General features: G+C 60.9%; 16 protein-coding genes. 11 read left to right on the top strand and 5 right to left on the bottom strand.

Going from position 1 to position 20,074, the window contains the following annotated elements; all coding sequences use genetic code 11:
* The first annotated feature begins 1 nt into the window (after position 1).
* Genes ACWR1S_RS00695 through ACWR1S_RS00680 form a run of 4 tightly spaced genes read left to right on the top strand, consistent with a single transcriptional unit; the run spans position 2 to position 3,010 of the window.
* Positions 2-1,000, top strand: coding sequence for an acyl-CoA dehydrogenase (locus ACWR1S_RS00695; protein ID WP_454562188.1), 999 nt, complete (start codon positions 2-4; stop codon positions 998-1,000).
* Entirely contained in the window at positions 997-1,755 is a 759-nt protein-coding gene (locus ACWR1S_RS00690; RefSeq protein WP_454562187.1) for a PIG-L deacetylase family protein, read from the top strand. The genes ACWR1S_RS00695 and ACWR1S_RS00690 overlap by 4 nt, the downstream gene beginning before the upstream one ends.
* Positions 1,752-2,351, top strand: coding sequence for an SAM-dependent methyltransferase (locus ACWR1S_RS00685; protein WP_454562058.1), 600 nt, complete (start codon positions 1,752-1,754; stop codon positions 2,349-2,351). Before ACWR1S_RS00690 ends, ACWR1S_RS00685 begins: the two co-directional genes overlap by 4 nt.
* Positions 2,348-3,010: a glycosyltransferase gene (locus tag ACWR1S_RS00680; RefSeq protein ID WP_454562057.1), complete on the top strand. Its 663-nt coding sequence runs from the start codon at positions 2,348-2,350 to the stop codon at positions 3,008-3,010. Before ACWR1S_RS00685 ends, ACWR1S_RS00680 begins: the two co-directional genes overlap by 4 nt.
* A 21-nt stretch (positions 3,011-3,031) precedes the next feature.
* Here the strand turns inward: ACWR1S_RS00680 and ACWR1S_RS00675 are convergent, their stop codons facing one another.
* Positions 3,032-3,187 (bottom strand): hypothetical protein, encoded by a 156-nt coding sequence (locus ACWR1S_RS00675; protein WP_454562056.1) that lies wholly within the window; start codon positions 3,185-3,187, stop codon positions 3,032-3,034.
* Positions 3,188-3,190: 3 nt separating this feature from the next.
* Between ACWR1S_RS00675 and ACWR1S_RS00670 the strand changes: the two genes are divergently transcribed.
* From ACWR1S_RS00670 to ACWR1S_RS00655, 4 genes are all read left to right on the top strand, one after another.
* A complete protein-coding gene (locus tag ACWR1S_RS00670; protein WP_454562055.1) occupies positions 3,191-3,949 on the top strand; it encodes a PIG-L deacetylase family protein in 759 nt (252 codons plus the stop codon).
* A 195-nt stretch (positions 3,950-4,144) separates the two neighbouring features.
* Positions 4,145-4,927 carry an endonuclease/exonuclease/phosphatase family protein gene (locus ACWR1S_RS00665; protein ID WP_368967807.1) on the top strand — a complete coding sequence of 261 codons (783 nt, stop codon included), beginning with the start codon at positions 4,145-4,147 and terminating at the stop codon, positions 4,925-4,927.
* Positions 4,928-5,120: 193 nt separating this feature from the next.
* On the top strand, positions 5,121-7,658 hold the full coding sequence (locus ACWR1S_RS00660; RefSeq protein WP_454562054.1) for an autotransporter family protein: 2,538 nt from the start codon (positions 5,121-5,123) through the stop codon (positions 7,656-7,658).
* Positions 7,659-7,981: 323 nt separating this feature from the next.
* Positions 7,982-9,049, top strand: a complete 1,068-nt coding sequence (locus tag ACWR1S_RS00655) for an autotransporter domain-containing protein (RefSeq protein WP_454562053.1) — start codon at positions 7,982-7,984, stop codon at positions 9,047-9,049.
* A 131-nt stretch (positions 9,050-9,180) separates the two neighbouring features.
* Here ACWR1S_RS00655 and glgB read toward each other — a convergent pair whose 3' ends face one another.
* The 3 genes from glgB to ACWR1S_RS00640 all read right to left on the bottom strand — a co-directional run bounded on the left by glgB (position 9,181) and on the right by ACWR1S_RS00640 (position 16,916).
* Positions 9,181-11,412, bottom strand: a complete 2,232-nt coding sequence (gene glgB / locus ACWR1S_RS00650) for a 1,4-alpha-glucan branching protein GlgB (protein ID WP_454562052.1) — start codon at positions 11,410-11,412, stop codon at positions 9,181-9,183.
* 2 nt (positions 11,413-11,414) lie between these two features.
* A complete protein-coding gene (treS, locus tag ACWR1S_RS00645; RefSeq protein ID WP_454562051.1) occupies positions 11,415-14,756 on the bottom strand; it encodes a maltose alpha-D-glucosyltransferase in 3,342 nt (1,113 codons plus the stop codon).
* 162 nt (positions 14,757-14,918) lie between these two features.
* A complete protein-coding gene (locus tag ACWR1S_RS00640) occupies positions 14,919-16,916 on the bottom strand; it encodes an alpha-1,4-glucan--maltose-1-phosphate maltosyltransferase (RefSeq protein ID WP_454562050.1) in 1,998 nt (665 codons plus the stop codon).
* A gap of 217 nt (positions 16,917-17,133) precedes the next feature.
* Between ACWR1S_RS00640 and ACWR1S_RS00635 the strand changes: the two genes are divergently transcribed.
* Positions 17,134-17,292, top strand: a complete 159-nt coding sequence (locus ACWR1S_RS00635) for a hypothetical protein (protein WP_016985118.1) — start codon at positions 17,134-17,136, stop codon at positions 17,290-17,292.
* Positions 17,293-17,417: 125 nt separating this feature from the next.
* Here ACWR1S_RS00635 and ACWR1S_RS00630 read toward each other — a convergent pair whose 3' ends face one another.
* The gene (locus tag ACWR1S_RS00630) at positions 17,418-17,930 is read right to left on the bottom strand and encodes an MgtC/SapB family protein (RefSeq protein ID WP_454562049.1); all 513 of its coding nucleotides are present in this window, start codon (positions 17,928-17,930) and stop codon (positions 17,418-17,420) included.
* Between the two features lie 125 nt (positions 17,931-18,055).
* On the opposite strand from ACWR1S_RS00630, the gene ACWR1S_RS00625 reads away from it, so the two are divergent.
* Both ACWR1S_RS00625 and ccoG read left to right on the top strand, forming a co-directional pair.
* Positions 18,056-18,304: a DUF3203 family protein gene (locus ACWR1S_RS00625; protein WP_077572698.1), complete on the top strand. Its 249-nt coding sequence runs from the start codon at positions 18,056-18,058 to the stop codon at positions 18,302-18,304.
* Between the two features lie 195 nt (positions 18,305-18,499).
* Positions 18,500-19,942: a cytochrome c oxidase accessory protein CcoG gene (ccoG, locus tag ACWR1S_RS00620; protein ID WP_454562048.1), complete on the top strand. Its 1,443-nt coding sequence runs from the start codon at positions 18,500-18,502 to the stop codon at positions 19,940-19,942.
* Positions 19,943-20,074 lie beyond the last annotated feature (132 nt).

The raw sequence follows: 20,074 nt of genomic DNA, 5'->3' as shown, positions 1-20,074 counted from the left end.
TATGGACCTGCACAGCTATCTCGCCCGGCGCCCGACGGATTATCCGCACACCGTGGCGCTCGGCGATTGCCTGCGGGCACTGGTAGAGGCCGGACTGGATCGATTGCCGTTGCCGGGCAGTGGCCACACGCTGGAACGCTTTCAGCGTCTGGCCGAGGTTGGCGGACATGATCTGGGTTTGTGCAAACTGTTCGAAGGCCACACCGACGCACTGGCGATCATTCAGCAACTGGGCGGTTCGCCGACACCCGGCAGCACGTGGGGCATGTGGGCGGCGGAACCACCGCAGGCGCGGGTCAAGGTCAGTCCGTCCGGGCACATGGTCGCGCTGCACGGACGCAAGGCCTGGTGTTCCGGTGCCGGCGTGCTCAGCCATGCCTTGCTCACCGCGTGGGACGTCGAGGATCAGCAACAACTGGTCGCCGTCGCCCTCGACCAACCGGGCGTGACCGTCACCGAGCAAGGCTGGCAAGCGGTCGGCATGGGCGCTACTGGCAGCGTTGAGGTGCTGTTCGACGGCGCCGAAGCGCAGGCCATCGGCAACCCCGGCGACTATCTGCAACGCCCGGGTTTCTGGCAAGGCGGAATCGGTATTGCCGCGTGCTGGTACGGCGCCGCGCGGCAAATCGCTGAAGCGTTGCGCACGCAGTGTGGGCAACGCCCGGAACCTCACGCCCTCGCCCATCTCGGCGCCGTCGACAGTGCCCTGCAGGCGGCCGCCGATGTGCTGCGTTTCAGCGCGTTGCACATCGATGCCCATCCCGAGGACAACGCCGAACTGCTCGCCCGTCGCGCCCGCGCGGTGGTCGAGCAATCTGCCGAACAGGTGATGCGTGAGGTCGGCCGCGCCCTCGGCGCCGGGCCGTTTTGCAAGGATCGGCACTTTGCCCGGCTCAGCGCCGATCTGCCGGTGTTCTTGCGCCAGAGTCATGCCGAACGTGATCTGGCTGCACTGGGTCAGTTGATGGCCGAACAAAGCGGTGAGGCATGGACGTTATGAAAACCAACCCGATTGTCGGCCAGGGCACGAGCCTGCATCAATGGCAGGCTTCGCGGCATCTGGCGGAACTCGACAGCATCAACATTCTCAGCCTGGTGCCACCGGGCGCGCGGGCGGTGATCGTCGCGCCGCACCCGGACGACGAAGTGCTCGGTTGCGGTGGCCTGCTGCAATTGCTCGCTGAGGCTGGCCGGCCTCTGCAACTGATTTCGGTCACCGACGGCAGCGCCAGTCACCCCGGCTCCAGTCGCTGGCCGGTCGAACGTCTGAGCGTGGTACGCCCGCAGGAGTCTGCCGAAGCGCTGCGCCGACTCGGTCTGCCGATGCATCGCGTGAAGTGGCTTCGCGGCGGCTTCACTGACACTCAGGTCGCGGCGCAGGAAGCGCAGTTGGTCGAGTTCATCGAGCGTCATCTGCGCCCTGACGACGTGCTCTTCACCACCTGGAGCGAGGACGGTCATTGCGACCACGAAGCCGTTGGCCGCGCGAGTGCCGAAGCGGCGCGTCGGGTTGGCGCAACCTGCCATGAACTGCCGGTGTGGACGTGGCACTGGGCAACCCCGGAGGACGCCTTCGTACCGTGGCAACGCGCGCGCAAGATTCTCCTGACGCCGGCGCAAGTCGCACGCAAGCGCCACGCGGTGCACGCGTTTGCCAGTCAACTGGAAGGCGATGCTGACGCCGGACTCGGCCCGGTGCTCGCCCCCTATGTGCTTGATCGCCTGCTGCAACCCTTTGAAGTGGTGTTTCTATGAGTGTCGAGGATCGCTATTTCGACGGCCTGTTTGCCGGCAACGACGACCCGTGGGCCTTCCGCGATCGCTGGTACGAGCAGCGCAAACGCGCGATCACCCTCGCCGCCCTGCCGCGTCCGCATTATCGGGCGATCTTCGAACCGGGCTGCGCCAACGGCGAGTTGAGCGCCGAACTGGCTGCCCGCTGCGATCGCTTGCTGTGCTGCGACACCGCCAGTGCCGCAGTAGCGTTGGCGCGCACGCGTTTGAGTCTGTTCGATCACGCCGAAGTGCGACAAAACCGTCTTCCCGGCGACTGGCCGGAGGAAAAATTCGACCTCATTGTATTTAGCGAGATCGGCTACTACCTCGATAGTGAAGATCTGACAGACGTGATCCGTCGGGCCAGTGATTGCCTGACTGCCGACGGCCAGTTCCTCGCCTGTCACTGGCGTCCACCCATCGACGGATGCCCGCTGAACGCGCGGCAGGTTCATGACCTGATCCACGAAAAATTGCATCTGCCACGACTGGTTCTGCATCAGGAAGCAGACTTCATTCTTGAAGTGTGGAGCCGTGAACCGCGCTCGGTGGCAGCACTGGAGGGATTGCGATGATCGGCATTTTGATCCCGGCACACAACGAGGAAGATCTGCTCGACGACTGCCTGAGCGCGGCCATGCGCGCCAGCCGGCATGGCTTGCTGGCCGGCGAGCGGGTTGAAGTATTGGTGGTGCTCGACAGTTGCACTGACCGCTCAGCGCAAATTGTCAGCGGTTATCCGGTGCTGAGCCTGCACATCGACGCGCGAAATGTCGGCCAGGCGCGTGCGGCCGGCGCACAGTTGTTACTGGAGCGTGGTGCGCGCTGGATCTCCTGTTCGGACGCCGACAGCCGCGTGGCCGATGACTGGCTGGTGGCACAGCTGGGCTTGGGCGCGGACGCCGTCTGCGGTACCGTCACCGTCGAGCGCTGGCACGAGTCGTTCGATGAAGCGGCGCAAATCCGCTATCACCGGCATTACCACGCCGGCGATGGCCATCGGCATATTCATGGGGCCAATCTGGGCATCAGTGCCGACGCTTATCGCTGGGCCGGCGGCTTTAAACCGCTGGCGTGCGACGAAGATGTGCAACTGGTGCGGGAGCTGGAACGGGACGGTGCCAACATCGCCTGGAGCCATCGCCCGCAGGTTCTCACCAGTGCACGCTTCGACAGCCGTGCGCGCGGTGGCTTTGGTGACTATCTGCGAAATCTGGCACAGATAGAACAATAAAAAGCGGATCAGATTGATCTGTTACGCGACGAACTTCACTTCATGAGCAATACTCTGCTGCGCGGCAATCCAGGGTTCGGAGCGTCGCAGGGCATTCAACCAGCCTTCACGGGTCGGCGGCGTCTGACAATCACTGCCGCGCGCACGACTGAGGGCGCGACTACACAAGGACGTCATACCATGAAACCGTTATCCCTCAGCGACAACAGTGTGCCGGCGCAAATCTGGAACAGCGCTGCGCAACTGGACAACATTCCCGTGATCAATACCCGCAGCCTGGTGCCCGACGGTGCCCGCGCCGTGGTCATCGCGCCGCATCCCGGCGATGAAGTGGTCACCTGCGGCGGTCTGCTGCAATTGCTTTCAAGCCTCGGCCATCCGCTGCAACTGCTGTCGATCACTGACGGCAGTGCCAGCCACCCGGGTTCGCGGCAATGGTCGGAAAAACGCCTGAGCGTGTTCCGCCCGCAGGAAAGCGTCGAGGCCCTGCGCCGCCTCGGCCTGCCGATGCACAGCCTGAAATGGGTGCGCGGCGGCTTCACCGACAACGCCCTGTGCGACCAGCAAGCGCAAGTGACCGAATTCATCAGCCGCTACCTGCGCCCCGGCGACGTGGTGTTCAGCACCTGGCGCGGCGATGGCAACGACGACCACGAAGCGGTGGGCCGAGCCAGTGCGCAAGCAGCGGAACAGGCCGGCGCGACCTTTCATGACGTACCGGTCTGGGCCTGGCACTGGCCCGAGCGCGACCAGCAACTGATCCCCTGGGAACGCGCGCGCAAACTGCGCCTCGACACCTGGACCGTGGCGCGCAAGAGCCACGCCACCCACGCGTATGCCAGCCAGCTCAAGGGCGAGCCGGCCATCGGTATTGCGCCGATGCTGCCGCCGGTGATTCTCGAGCGGATGCGCCTGCCCTACGAAATTGTCTTTGTCTGATATCTGATTCCCTGTGGGAGCGAGCTTGCTCGCGAAGAGGCCGTCACATTCAATACTCGTATCGACTGGACCGACGCCTTCGCGAGCAAGCTCGCTCCCACAGGGTTTGATGTGCAATCGAAATTATCCAGAAGGAACTGCCGCGCCTCCCCATCAGTCGCATGAATAAGCGGCCCGCCATTCAGAGGAGTAACCGTGTCCAGCGATCCCAAGCGTCATGTTGTCGACGCGCCCGTCATCCATCGTCTCCGGGTGCTGACGGTCAACACCCACAAAGGCTTCACCGCGCTCAATCGGCGCTTCATCCTGCCGGAACTGCGTGAAGCGGTGCGCAGCACCTCCGCCGATCTGGTGTTTCTGCAGGAAGTGGTGGGTGAACATGAGCGGCATTCGAACCGTTACAACGACTGGCCGCAAACCTCGCAATACGAATTTCTCGCCGACAGCATGTGGAGCGATTTCGCCTATGGGCGCAACGCCGTTTACCCCGACGGCCACCACGGCAATGCGCTGCTGTCGAAATACCCGATCCGTGAGTACCGCAACCTCGATGTCTCGATCACCGGGCCTGAACGTCGCGGCCTGCTGCACTGCGTGCTCGATGTGCCGGGGCACGCCGAGGTCCACGCGATCTGCGTGCATCTGAGCCTGCTGGAAAGTCATCGGCAATTGCAGTTGCAGCTGCTGTGTCAGTTGCTCGAATCCCTGCCTGATGACGCGCCGGTGATCATTGCTGGCGACTTCAACGACTGGCAGCTTCAGGGCAATGTCGCCCTCGCCCGTCGCGACTATCTGCACGAAGCCTTCGAGCGTCATCACGGGCGCCCGGCCAAGACTTACCCGGCGCGTTTTCCGCTGCTGCGGCTGGACCGGATCTACCTGCGCAATGCCAGCAGCCATGACCCACAGATCCTCGGCAACAAGCCGTGGACGCACCTGTCGGATCATTTGCCGCTGGCGGTGGAAGTGCATCTGTAAGCGCAATTCTGACAAGACCGTCCGTCAGCCCTGCTTGAACCGTGAGGAAATTCATCTACACCTAAAAAAGCTCAAGGAGTAGCGCATTCAATCCATTAGGCCATGGATTTGATGTAGGGCATCAACTTTAGATGATGCCCAATTCATGGCACACCCAAGGATGAATTCCCCGAATTTGCCGTAGGGAATGACCATGCCGCGCTACTCCACACCTCTGCGGTCACTGCCGCACGTCTTGCTCCTGCCTGCTTCGCTGCTGATGTTGACAAGCCACCCCGCTTCTGCGGCATGCAACCTGGTGCCCGGACCAGGCAATGACAACTACACCTGTGACAGCGGCACCAGCGCTTCACTGACGGATCTCGCCGGCAACAACAGCCTGACCTTCCCCGTCAACGGCACTGGCCAGATCAATGGCAGCGTGACTTTCGGCGCAGGTGCCGACCGGGTCGAGATCAACTCCGGTGTCATCACCGGTGCGGTCAGTCAGGGCAACGGCGTCGATGATTTCGTCATGAATGGCGGTTCAATCGATTCGCTGGCCCAAGGCGACAGCCGCGATACGTTCCTGATGACCGGTGGCACCATCGTCGGCGCCTTCGAGGACGGCGATGTCGCGCGCATGACCGGTGGCACGATCGGCCGGGTCGACATGAAACTCGATAACAACATTTTCGACATGTCCGGCGGGCAGATTCTCGGCAATCTGGTAACCGGGTTCGGCACCGATACGATCATCGTTTCCGGCGGCCGCATCGGCGGCAACATCAGTGTCAGCGGCGGTAACGACAGCATCACCGTCAGTGGTGGGGAAATCGTCGGCGAGATTCGCGCCAGCGTCGGTGATGACCGTTTCCTGTGGGACGGCGGCGGCATTATCCGCTCGGCGATCCTGATGGACGTCGGCAATGACACGGCTACCCTGCGCAATCTTGGCGACAGCATTCTTACGCTGACGCCCAGCGTGGACGGCGGCGTCGGCACCGATACGTTGACACTGGACAACACGCGCACCGCCCTGCCTGCGCGCTTGATCAATTGGGAAACTGTCAACCTGAGCAATGCCTCGCAGCTTGATCTGGGTTCGTCCAGCCTGGTGCTGGGTGACGCGGGAACCGGCACGGGCGCGTTGAACATCGACGCCAGCAGCACACTGCTTTCCACTCAGGGCAGCGTTGCGCCAGCGCTGACGGGGCAAAGCGTGACGCTCAACAATGCCGGGGTCATCGACCTGACACAAGGCAACAGCCGCACCAACGACACACTGACCGTGCAAGGCAACTATGTCGGCAACCGTGGTCAGTTACTGCTGCAAAGTACCGTCGCTGGTGATGATTCGGCAAGCGACAGACTGATCGTCAACAACGGCAGCCTGGAGGGTTCGACGGTTATCAGTGTCAGCAATGTCGGCGGTCTGGGCGCACTGACTCAGGTCAATGGCATTGAACTGGTGCAGGCACAAGGCAGCGCTGTCAGCAGCAATACGGCGTTTACTCTCAGCGGCCCGGTGTCTGCCGGCGCTTACGATTACTACCTGTTCAAGGGTGGCGTCACCGCCGGCACCGAGAACAACTGGTATTTGCGCTCGGCCGTTGTCGCACCGCAATTGATGAGCGTGCCCAATCCCGATCCGGCATTACCACCGCTTCTGGTTCTGGTCGTGGCCACGCCCATTGCAGCGGCCATCACCCCGCTCGATGGCGCGTCCGGCGAAGCGCTGTCCATCGCCTCGCTGCCGGTGTTACCTGCCGCCGTGGCCGGTGCCGCGCCAATTCCTCTGTATCGCCCGGAAGTACCGACCTGGTCGGTGTTGCCGCCCGCTGCCGCGCAGCTAACGTTGAATGCACTGGGCACGTTTCATGATCGTCAGGGCGATCAGCGCTTGCTCAGCGAAACCGGCGCATTTGGCGCCGGTTGGGGCCGGGTCTACGGCAAGAATCTCGAGCAGACCTGGGCCGGTACGGTGACTCCGCGTCTGGACGGCTCACTCAATGGCTTTCAGGTCGGCAATGATCTGTACAGCTCGCAGACTTCCGGCGGCCAGAACCAGCGCGTAGGGTTCTTTGTCGGCCACAGCCGTTTGCAGGGTGATGTCGACGGTTTCAACGAGGGCTTCCAGCACAACAGCGCCGGCAAGATCAAACTCGAAGGCGACAGCTATGGCCTGTACTGGACGCTGACCGACCCTTACGGCTGGTACGTCGACACCGTGGTGATGGGCACCCGTTTTGACGGCGACAACCATTCCGATCGTGGCGTCAAACTGGACAATCGTGGGCACGCGCTGACCTTGTCGGCCGAAGCCGGTTATCCATTGCCGATCAGTGACACGTGGGTGATCGAGCCGCAGGCGCAGGTCATCCACCAGAAAATCTCCCTCGACAGCCAGGACGATGGCATTTCACGCGTCTCGTTCGATTCCGACGGTGCCTGGACCGGCCGCCTCGGTGCCCGCCTCAAGGGCCGTTATCAAGTCAGCGGGCTGCCGGTGGAACCTTACTTGCGCGCCAATCTATGGCATACGTTTTCCGCTACTGACTCGGTGACATTCGGCGCCAGCGATGTCATCAGCACCGAACAGAAATCCTCGACAGCAGATATTGGCCTGGGCGTCTTGTTGACCCTCGACCGCGCCGTCAGTGTGTACGCCAGTACCGATTACAGCAGCAATATTGACAGTACTGACGTGCGCGGCGTGGTCGGCAATCTGGGTGTGCGCATTAGCTGGTAGACCTTCCGTCGGCAATCAAACCTCTCTACCTCGGAGCTTTTCCTGCGTTTTTCCATGCAAACAACCACTTAGTTATGTGCAGAAAAACAAACGCTTGCAAAGCCCGCTTTGCCACTACCGCTCATCGTTCAATTTCTTGACGGGCACGCTCGACTCTTCTTATCTCAACCTTAACTACCCCCGGAATCACAACCCGGGACGAGCCTTCGGACACTCGCGAAATCGAGCGGTAAGGGTTCGTCCCGCTCCATTCGGTCGCCCCTCGTTCGGGGTAGGAGAGACGCCACACAGAGAGAATGCATGCGCCTGCAAGGTAGACCTCCATGAAAATTTCGATAACCCCACACGAGATCAAAATCACTTTTTGCACAGTGTCGAGTTCCATCTTGCTGTGCTCATCCATGGAGGCGCAGGCCGGTCCTGCGGCGGATGAAACCACCCCGTGGTATCGCTCGGACGTGCCGGTCATGACACTGCCCGTCACCGTCATTACCCCCGGCCCGCAACGTTTGAGCCCACGCCCGGACTTGCAGGGGGCGAACCTGATCACCGAGGACCTAGCCCCGTCAGCCTGGGATGAGTTGTACGGCAGAAGTGCGCGTCAGGCACAAACCGATGTGCTGTCGTCGGGTTACGCAACACCCGGCAGCGGCGACTTCAAAGGACCAGCCGTGCTGACTCTGCAAAGTGGCAGCCATACCCAGACCATCGGCCTGATCGGCGGCCTCAACCAGATTCAAGCCAATGCCAATGGCCTGCTCACCAGCCGCGCCCTGGCAGACCCGAACAGCGACACCCTCAATCTGCAAGGCCAAAGCCTTGGCGCCTACTACAGCCTGAGCGGAGCCCAGGGCTGGCACGTGGATTTATCCGCCAGTGGCGGCCGGGTCAGCGGTTTCAGTCGCAACGAACAGGGCGCACGGCAAGCCACGGAGGGCAGCGCACTGACGCTGTCAGTAGAAGGCGGTTATCCGATTGGCCTGAGCGAAAACTGGGTGGTCGAACCGCAGGCGCAACTGATCAATCAACGCATCACCCTCGACACGCCCTACGCCGGTTCGGGCAATGCTTCGTCCACTGATCTGACAGCCTGGAGCGGCCGCGTCGGTGCGCGCTTGAAAGGCAGTTACGATTTGAATGGTCTGCCGGTAGAGCCCTATGTGCGCACCAACCTCTGGCACACGGTGTACACCGGCAATACCGTGACACTGGATCAGGTCGACAAGATCAGCAGCAGCCGCAAGTCCTCCACCGTCGAACTGGGCTTGGGCCTGGTGGCGCGGGTGACGCCGGCGGTGAGTCTGTATGTCAGTGCCGATTACAGCAGTGATGTCGATGACAATGATTTGAACGGGATCATTGGCAGCCTTGGGGTGAGGATGCGTTGGTGAGCGTCGGGTCACCGAAGCCCCCTGTGGGAGCGAGCTTGCTCGCGAAAGCGGTTGAGCATTCAACATCATCGTTGACTGACAAACCGCCTTCGCGAGCAAGCTCGCTCCCACAGGTTTTACTGTGCCTTGGATCAGTCCTCAGGTTTAAGGATCAACACCGCCAGCGGCGGCAGATTCAGCTCCAGCGACAACGACTGGCCATGGCTTGGCATTTCATCGGTAAACGCCCCGCCGCCATTGCCGTAATTGGAACCGGCATAGGTGTCGGCATCGCTGTTGAGCAGTTCAGTCCAGCGCCCGGCAAACGGCACACCGACGCGATACGCCTGACGCGGCACCGGTGTGAAGTTGGCCACCACCAGCACCGGTTTGCCTTCCTTGCTCCAGCGCAGCCAGGCATAAACGCTGTTGATCGCATCGTCGCCGATCAACCATTGAAAGCCCTGCGGCGCGTCGTCCTGATCGTGCAGCGCTGGCTCGTCGCGATACAGCCGATTGAGGTCGCCGACCAGCTTCTGCACGCCTTTGTGTTCGGAGTATTGCAGCAGATACCAGTCCAGTTGCTGATCGTGATTCCACTCGCGCCACTGGCCAAACTCGCAGCCCATGAACAACAGCTTCTTGCCCGGGTGGGTCCACATGAAGCTCAGATAGGCACGCAGATTGGCGAATTTCTGCCAGCGATCCCCCGGCATCTTGTCGATCAGCGAATGCTTGCCGTGTACCACTTCGTCGTGGGAGATCGGCAGGATAAACCGCTCGGACCAGGCGTAGACCAGACCAAAACTCAACTCATTGTGGTGATGGGCGCGGTACACCGGATCCTGCTGGATGTAATGCAACGAATCGTGCATCCAGCCCATGTTCCATTTGTAGGCGAAACCGAGGCCGCCCTGCTGCGTGCTCTGGCTGACGCCCGGCCACGCGGTGGATTCTTCGGCGATCACCAGTGCGCCCGGCGCTTCCAGCTCAACCACGTCATTCAAATGCCGGAGGAAGTCGATGGCTTCCAGATTCTCCCGGCCACCGTGGCGGTTCGGCACCCATTCGCCGGCCTTGCGCGAATAGTCGCGATAAAGCATCGAGGCCACCGCATCGACGCGCAAACCGTCGACATGGAAATGCTTCAACCAGTGCAGCCCCGACGCCAGCATGTAGCCGTGCACTTCGGTGCGGCCGAGGTTATAGATCAGCGTGTCCCAATCCTGATGGAAACCTTCCAGCGGGTTGCCGTACTCGTACAGTGCGGTGCCGTCGAACTGCGCCAGACCGTGAGTATCGGTGGGGAAATGCGCCGGCACCCAGTCGAGAATCACGCCGATCTCGGCCCGGTGGCAGGCGTCGACGAATTCGGCGAACTGCGCTGGCGTGCCATAGCGCGCGCTCGGCGCGAACTGCGACAGCAACTGGTAACCCCATGAGCCGCCGAACGGGTGTTCCATGATCGGCATCAGTTCGATGTGGGTGAAACCCAGTTCCTTGACGTAAGGAATCAACCTTTCAGCCAGTTCCGGCCAGGTGTACTGACGGGCGACTTCACCGAGATCATCCAGTTCGCACTGCCAGGAACCGGCGTGCAGTTCGTAGATCGACAGCGGCGCCGAATGCTTATGACGGTCGCGGCGGCTGCTCATCCAGTCCTGATCCTGCCAGTCGATCTGCAGCGGCTCAGCGACTTTCGACGCGGTGTCCGGTGGCAGGCTGGTGGCCAGCGCCATCGGGTCAGCCTTGAGCGGCAGAATCCCGTGAGCGCCGAGAATTTCGTATTTGTACAACTCCCCCGCCTGCAGACGTGGGATGAACAACTCCCAGACCCCGGACGGATGACGCAGACGCATTGGATGGCGGCGTCCGTCCCAGACGTTGAAATCACCGACCACCGACACGCGGCGGGCATTCGGCGCCCATACGGCAAAGCGCACGCCGTCGACACCATCCACGGTTTTCAGTTGGGCGCCGAGGCAGGCACTGAGGTCACGGTGATTGCCCTCGGCGAACAGATACAGATCCATTTCACCGAGCAGTTGACCGAAGCTATACGGATCCTCGGCAACTTGCTCGCCACCGGCCCAGCGCGTGCGCAACTGATACGGTCGCGCCTGATCGAAATGGCCGACAAACAGCCCCGGCGTTTCAGTCTGCGCCAAGGGACCGCGTTCTTCGCCGCTGTCCTTGTCCAGCACCACCACGCTCAGCGCACCGGGCAGGTAGGCGCGAATGAACTGCCCGCCGGCGCCATCGCCGTGCGGGCCAAGAATGGAAAAAGGGTCCTGATGTTCAGCGCGCACCAAGGCGTCGATATCTTTCGCCGAGGGCAACAATGCTTCTTTGACCGCACCCTGTTCCTTGTTCGAGAAACTCATGACTACTCTCCACCAAGATCGGAAAAGGGTTTAAGCCCCGTCAATAACCCGTACAAACCGTGCAACGGCACGGGCAGCCACGTGGGGCGATTTTCGGCTTCATAGGCCACTTCATAGGCCGCCTTCTCCAGGCCGAACAACGCCAAAGCGGCGTCGGCACCTTCAGGATCTTGCCAGGCATGATCAAGACTAGCTGCCGCCCGGCGATATGCCTGCACAAATGCCTCGCGCGCTTCGCGCAGGTAACGTTCGGCCACCCGATGACGCGCCGCTTCGGACTCGGCACTGTGATCGACGTTGTGCACATTGATCGTCATCGCCGCCGCGTAATCGAATGATCGCAGCACACCGCTGACGTCCTTGTACGGGCTGTGTTTGCCACGACGCTCGCTCAATGGCCGCGCCGGCTCGCCCTCGAAGTCGATCAGATAAGCATCGCCCTTGATCACCAGCACCTGGCCCAGATGCAAATCGCCGTGGACACGAATACGCAAACCGCCGACGGCTTTTTTCGCCAGATCCTGCACATGCGCAAGAATGGTTTTCTTCTCGTCGACCAGACGTTTGACCAGTTTCTGATCCGCTGCGCTGAGTTCGCCCTGATGCTGCTTGAGCAGTTTCAAGGCGTGCTCGACCTGGGCCACAACATCCTTGCCCGTCGCCTGCATGTCCTTGGCCGTCGACACCTGCGGGGCGAAGTCGGCATTGTCGGTAGACGCGGCCAGCACCTGATGCATTTCGCCCAGGCGCTGACCGAGCATGCCGGCAAAATCCTTCAATTCACCCAGCGCGTTGTAATGTTGCTCCTGTTCGGACATGGCATCGGCCAGTTCATCGCGCAGCGCCCGTTCGAGGTTGTTCTGCGTCCATTCCCACGCATCGCCCTGATTGCTCAGGTAGCCTTGGGCGATCATCAGCAAATTGTCTTCACCCTTGGCATCGCGGCGGATCACCGAGCCGAGCAGCGGAGAGATATTGGCAAATCCGGCCTCGGTCAGGTAAGCGCTCATCTCCAGTTCCGGGTGTACGCCAGAAGCGACTTTACGTATCAGCTTGAGCACCAGGCTGTTGCCGATCACCACCGAGCTGTTCGATTGCTCGGCGGACAGATAACGCACTTCCGATTCGGCACCGAGGCCGAGTGTTTCCAGCTGTGGCGTCGGCGCAAAGCGGATTTCGCCCTCGGCCGACTCCAGCACGGTGTTGTTCTGCATGCCTTGCAGCACTGCACGAACAAATGCTTCAAGACTGAACGCGTCGGTGATCAGACCAACCTGTCGTACACGGCGTACACGGGACAAGGCCAATTGCTGCGGCAACGCCGGGCCGACCTGATCCTCGGAAATGAAACCGAACGGCAGTTGATAACGACTGGTCTGCCCACCGCTGGTGACTTCGATTTCGCTGAGCAGCACCGGATGCTGCGCATCGCCAAAGCGCACGCCATAGGCCAGATGCACCTTATCGATGGCCGCATCTTTGCCGGCGAACCAGCGGCGATTTTGCAGCCAGCTCGGCAGAATGCTTTGCTCCAGCGTCGTGCGGGACGGTGCTTCGAGCAGTTCTTCCATGCGTTTTTTCAGCACTAGCGTGGTGAAGTCCGGCAGGCTTTGCGCCGGCTCGACGTGCCAGCTCGGCATCTGGTTTTCCGCCGCCAGCGCGAACCAATAGAAACCGTATGGCGCCAGGGTCAGGAGGAAATTCAGCTGGCCAATCGGCGGGAAGGCATTACCGCCGAGCATCTCCACCGGCACCATGCCGACGTAGGCCGACAGATCCAGCTCGGCCGCTTGCGCACTGCGCGAAACGTTGGCCACGCAGAGGATGATTTCGTGTTTGCCATCGGCGTCGGTAAATTCGCGGGTGTACGCGAGAATCCGTCGGTTGCTTGGCGAGAGCATCTTCAGCGTGCCGCGACCGAACGCCTTGGACTGCTTGCGTACAGCAAGCATGCGTCGCGTCCAGTTGAGCAACGAATGCGGGTCACCGGCCTGCGTCTCGACGTTGACCGACAGGTAACCGTATTGCGGGTCCATGATCGGCGGCAGCACCAGGCTGGCCGGGTCGGCGCGGGAGAAGCCGCCGTTGCGGTCGATCGACCATTGCATCGGCGTGCGCACACCGTCGCGGTCGCCGAGGTAGATGTTGTCGCCCATGCCGATCTCGTCGCCGTAATACAAGGTCGGCGTGCCGGGCATCGACAGCAGCAGACTGTTGAGCAATTCGATGCGGCGGCGATCGCGCTCCATCAACGGCGCCAGACGCCGACGAATACCGAGGTTGATCCGCGCGCGACGGTCAGCGGCGTAGTAATTCCACAGATAGTCACGTTCTTTGTCGGTGACCATCTCCAGCGTCAGCTCATCGTGGTTGCGCAGGAAAATCGCCCACTGACAGTTGGCAGGAATTTCCGGAGTCTGGCGCAGAATATCGGTGATCGGGAAGCGATCTTCCTGGGCCAGCGCCATGTACATGCGCGGCATCAACGGAAAGTGAAACGCCATGTGGCATTCATCACCGTTAAGGCCAGCCGCGTCGGTGTCGCCGAAATACAGCTGAGTGTCTTCCGGCCACTGGTTGGCCTCGGCGAGCAGCATGCGGTCAGGATAGTTGGCGTCGATTTCCGCACGGATCTGTTTGAGGACGTCGTGGGTCTCGGGCAGGTTTTCGTTGTTGGTGCCGTCGCGCTCGATCAGGTAAGGAATGGCGTCGAGGCGCAAGCCGTCGATGCCCATGTCCAGCCAGTAGCGCATCACCGACAGCACGGCTTTCATCACTTGCGGGTTGTCGAAATTCAGGTCCGGCTGGTGCGAATAGAAACGGTGCCAGAAGTACTGACCGGCGACCGGGTCCCAGGTCCAGTTGGATTTCTCCGTGTCGAGAAAAATGATCCGCGTGCCGTCGTATTTCTGATCGTCATCCGACCACACATAGAAGTCGCGCGCCGCCGAGCCGGGTTTGGCCTTGCGCGCACGCTGGAACCACGGGTGCTGGTCGGAGGTGTGGTTGATGACCAGCTCGGTGATCACCCGCAAGCCGCGTTTGTGCGCCTCGGCGATAAAGCGCTTGGCATCGGCCATAGTCCCGTAATCGCTGTGCACGCCACGGTATTCGGCGATGTCGTAGCCGTCGTCGCGACGTGGCGAGGGATAGAACGGCAATAGCCAGATGGTGTTGACGCCGAGGTCGGCGATGTAATCGAGTTTGGCGATCAGGCCGGGAAAGTCGCCGATCCCGTCGTTGTTGGAGTCGAAAAACGATTTGACGTGAACTTGATAGATCACCGCATCCTTGTACCAGAGCGGGTCTTTGATGAAGGTGGCTGCCTTGGGTTTCTTCGCCATGTGAAACTCCTGCTGAATGCTTTAAAAGCGCCCCACGATGATCGTTCCCCCGCTCTGCGTGGGAATGCCGCCATGGACGCTCTGCGTCCGTTTCTGGGACGCGGAGCGTCCCGGGATGCATTCCCACGCAGACGGTTCGACGCCTCGACGTGGGAACGATCATTACGTAGCGGTGATTCGCCAGATGCCGAACGGTTGATACGCCGGGTCCAAACGCATGAACTGATATTTGCCATGCCAGTCCCAGCGATGCCCGTTCATCAAGTCTTCGCCGTGTGTCGTTGCGTCATCGGGCAGGCCCATTTCCCACAGCGGCAGTTCGAAATTCGCTTCCTGCACGTTGTGCGGATCAAGGCTGACCGCGACCAGAATGAAGTTGCTGCCGTCGAAGCTGCGCTTGCCGAAATACAGAATGTTGTCGTTCCAGGCGTTGTAGACCTTCAGGCCCAAGTGCGTGTGCAGCGCCGGGTTCTGCCGGCGGATGCGGTTGAGCTGGGCGATCTCGGCAATGATGTTGCCCGGCGCTGTGAAGTCGCGGACGCGGATTTCGTACTTCTCCGAGTCGAGGTATTCCTCCTTGCCCGGCACTGGGGCCGATTCGCACAGCTCGAACCCCGAATACATGCCCCACAGGCCCGAGCCCATGGTTGCCAGCGCGGCGCGGATCAAAAAGCCCGGACGCCCGGATTCGTGCAGGAACGCCGGGTTGATGTCCGGCGTATTGACGAAGAAGTTCGGCCGGTAGCATTCGCGCCACGGCGATTCATTCAATTCGGTGAAATACGTCGCCAGTTCGGCCTTGGTATTGCGCCAGGTGAAATAGGTGTAGCTCTGGGTGTAACCGACCTTGCCCAGCCGGGCCATCATCGCTGGCGTAGTAAAGGCCTCGGCGAGGAAGATCACTTCCGGGTACAGCGCCCGCACATCGGCGATCAGCCATTGCCAGAACGGCAGCGGTTTGGTGTGTGGATTGTCGACGCGGAAGATCTTCACGCCCTCTTCGACCCAGCCAATGACGATGTCACGCAGCTCGATCCAAAGGCTCGGAATCGCGTCCGGCGCATAGAAGTCGACGTTGACGATGTCCTGATATTTCTTCGGCGGGTTCTCTGCGTATTTGATCGTGCCGTCGGGGCGCCAGTTGAACCAGCCCGGGTGCTGTTTGAGCCACGGGTGATCCTGGGAACACTGAATGGCGAAGTCGAGAGCGATTTCCAGCCCATGATCGGCGGCAGCGGCCACCAGTCGGCGGAAGTCCTCGCGGGTGCCAAGTTGCGAGTGAATCGCCTCGTGACCGCCCTCCTCGCTGCCGATGGCGTAAGGGCTGCCGGGATCATCGGCGCCGGCGGTCAATGAATTGTTGCGGCCCTTGCGATGGGCGCGACCGATCGGGTGGATCGGCGTGAAGTACAGCACGTCGAAGCCCATATCCTGAATCATCGGCAGGCGCGCGTGCACGTCATTGAAGGTGCCGTGACGGTGCGGATCATCGGTGATTGAGCGCGGAAACAGTTCGTACCAACTGGCAAATTCGGCCAGTTCGCGTTCGACGTCCATCGGGAACTCAGGACTGACACTCAGGTAGGCGCGGTGATCGGCTTCAGCCATCAGTTGCGCACTGCGCGAGTGCAGAAACAGCGCGACCTGCTCGGTTTCGAGCAGCCCGGACAATTCGTGGTGCAACGCGGCGAGCTGTTCGCTGAGCTGCCCTTCGCTGCGTTCGGCGGCCTGTTGCACCATGCTCCGGCCTTCCTGCAACTCCAGCGACACCGGAACAGCAGCGGTGTGTTTCTTCTCCAGTTCATACTGAAAACTGGCGAAGTGGTCGATCCACGCTTCGATGCAATACAGGTAGCGGCCCTGATGTTCAGGGCGGAACTGGCCTTGCCAGCCATTGTTGCCCTGATCGGCCATGACCTCGCTTTGCCAGGTCTCTTCGCCTTCCTCGCGCCAGCGGATGCGCACGGCGAGTTTGTCGTGACCGTCGGCAAACACCTTGCTGGTGACTACCACTTCGCGGCCGGCAATCGACTTCACGGCGAACTGCCCGCCTTCAAGGGTCGGCATGGTGTTTTCGATGGCAATGCGCGGCAACAGCAACGCCTGCGACAGCGGCATGTGCGGGTTGTAGCTCAGTTCAGAGGGTCTTTCAGCAGTCATTGAGCATCTCTCCTTAACGCCCCAAGGACGCTCTTGTGCCGGTTCAGGGTTCGCAACGTAGCGCCTGCCCCGGAATGAACTCACTTAGGTTCCGAGCGACCGGCGCCGGGAAAAGTTCAGATGAAATTGCCGTGTCAGAAAAGCGGATCGAATTGCGCGCAGGGTGGTCAATCCACTTAAGCACTTCTCACGCCATGTGCCACACGGAGGTCATCAGATGAACATCCCGATCCCGGCCGAAACGCCCGATCCGAACATCGACAAACCCACGCTGCCCGAGACCGAGCCGCAACCGATCCCCGAGCAGGAACCGCCCGGCACCACGCCACCGCCTAAAGAAGAACCGCCGAGCACGATGCCCCCGGTCATCGTCTAACTGATCGTTCCCACGCGCAGCAAAGGAACGCAGCCCGGGACGCTCCGCGTCCCAAAGCGGACGCGGAGCGTCCATTGAGGCATTCCCACGCAGAGCGTGGGAACGATCATCCGGCGCAGGAATGATCAGTGGTCGTCAGTCTTCTCCTCTTCCTTTTCGAAAAGCTTCACGATCCGCGGCATCACGCTAAAAATGGCCAGCGCGAGAAAGGTGCTGAGCAACGCCGTAGCCTCTTTGCCCAACCCGGCGGCCACACCAATGGCCGCCGTCATCCACAGCCCGGCAGCGGTGGTCAGGCCTTTGACATGTCCCTCATCGCCTTCCTTGTTTTTCAGGATAGTGCCGGCACCAAGAAAGCCGATCCCGGCTATCACCCCTTGCACCACCCGGCTCATCGCATCCGACTCGGCCCCGGACGTCTGCGGCACCAGCACAAACAGCGCGGCGCCAAGCGCTACCAGCATGTGCGTGCGCACCCCGGCCGCCTTGCCCTTGTGCTCGCGCTCAAAACCGAGAATCCCGCCCAGTACTGCCGCCATCAGCAGGCGCACGGTGATGCGCGTCAATTGCGAAGCATCGCCAACGTCGGCGAACTCCGCTTGCAGGGTTTCCCACACTTCATGCCACCACGCGTTCATCGTGCAGTCCTTGTTATTGGCTCGGTAAACGATGGACAGCGGCGACCATTAATCAGTTGCGCAGAACGATCAGCGCAGCGTGCGCCCTAACGTTGCAGACCTCCCTGAAAAAAAGGACCGCCCCTATGCCTCTTCGAGTCGATGAATCCAATCCCGAGCAAAAAGTGTGTTTTTTCACCGTTGAACATGGCGAGGAAATTCGCATTTGCGACACCCTGGAAGTCATGACGGATAGCGAAAAATCCATGTCATTCGTGGAAATAGAAGGCCGGCGCGTTTACATCACCGAGGCAGAAGCCGACGAATTGACCGTCGCAGGCGCCAAGGACGGCCGCAAGCATTTGAAGGCCGACGAGAGTGGTTCGGTGATTTGACTGACCTTGATCAACACCCCGCGCAAACGCCTGCGATAGGCGTTTGCGCCTTTGCCTGCGGGCTGCTTCAAGTTGTCGCAGGCATTGCGCGAAATCTCATCTGATCCGCTTTTTATTGAAATACCTGAGCCTGTTATGCAAACAGATCGACGCTCATAGTGCTCTGGCCTGATGGAGGCTGATGAGCGAATAACCATGAGCGAACAAATCCCCGTCCGAACCGTAGAAGCATCCCCGACTATTGCTCCTCATATAAAGAAGGTGCCCGCACGCCCAATGAAGGCGACGGCCAAGTCCAGCGACAACCAGATCCACACCCGCAGCTTCACCGGCCTGTTCCGCACCCTGCGCATGAGCGGCGCGGGATTTCTGTTCGTGCTGTTTTTCGGCACCGTGTGGCTGAATTGGGGCGGTCGTCAGGCGGTGCTCTGGGATCTGTCCGAAAGCAAGTTCCACATCTTCGGCGCGACGTTCTGGCCGCAGGATTTCATTCTGCTTTCGGCGCTGCTGATCATCGCCGCGTTCGGCCTGTTCGCCATCACCGTGTTTGCCGGTCGGGTCTGGTGCGGCTACACCTGCCCGCAGAGTTCGTGGACGTGGATCTTCATGTGGTGCGAGAAGCTCACCGAAGGCGAGCGCAACCAGCGCATCAAACTGCAAGCCGCGCCGTGGAGCCTGAACAAACTGGCCCGGCGTGCGGCCAAGCACACGTTGTGGCTGGCGATCAGCGTAATGACAGGCCTGACTTTCGTCGGTTACTTCACACCGATCCGGCCACTGGCCGAAGAATTGCTGACCCTGCAAATCGGCGGCGTCAGCCTGTTCTGGGTGCTGTTCTTCACTGCCGCCACTTACATCAACGCCGGTTGGCTGCGTGAAGCGGTGTGCATGCACATGTGCCCGTATGCGCGGTTCCAGAGCGTGATGTTCGACAAGGACACCCTGGCGATTTCCTACGACGTGGCCCGTGGCGAAAACCGTGGCCCGCGTAAACGCGACGTGAAACCGCTGGAAGCAGGCCTGGGCGATTGCATCGACTGCCAGTTATGCGTGCAGGTTTGCCCGACCGGCATCGATATTCGTGACGGTTTGCAGATGGAATGCATCGGTTGCGCCGCGTGTATCGACGCCTGCGACTCGATCATGGACAAAATGAATTATCCGCGTGGTTTGATCCGCTACAGTTCCGAGCGCGAATTGCAGGGCGGCAAGACCCATCTGCTGCGCCCCCGACTGATTGGCTACACCGTGGTGCTGGTGGCGATGATCGGCGCACTGGCGTTGGCGCTGATCGAGCGGCCGATGGTCTCGCTGGACGTGACCAAGGATCGCGGGCTGTTCCGTGAAAATGCTCAGGGCCAGATCGAAAATATCTACACCCTTAAAGTCATCAACAAGACCCAGCAACGCCAGGATTACAACCTGACGCTGGTGGATGGCGGTGGCTTCCAGCTGCAAGGCAAGACCGAGCTGAGCCTGGCCCCGGGGGAAATTGTCGATGTGCCGGTGTCGGTGGCGATGACCACGGAACGCCCGGCCAGCAGCTCGCAGACCTTGAGTTTCAAGATTGCCGACAGCGATGAGCCTGAGGTTTATAGCGTGGCGAAGAGCAGGTTTGTGGCGCCGATGAATCGTTGAGCCGTTAGAATCGTCCCCCCTCACCCCAGCCCTCTCCCCCGAGGGGGCGAGGGGGAAAGGGAGCCGATCTCCAAGCTCTTCAGATCCGGAGTTCGACACTGAAATTTCAAGTCGGCGTACTACACATATTCA

Source organism: Pseudomonas sp. AIG (assembly GCF_977020205.1).
This window is presented reverse-complemented; position numbering and strand designations above follow the sequence as displayed.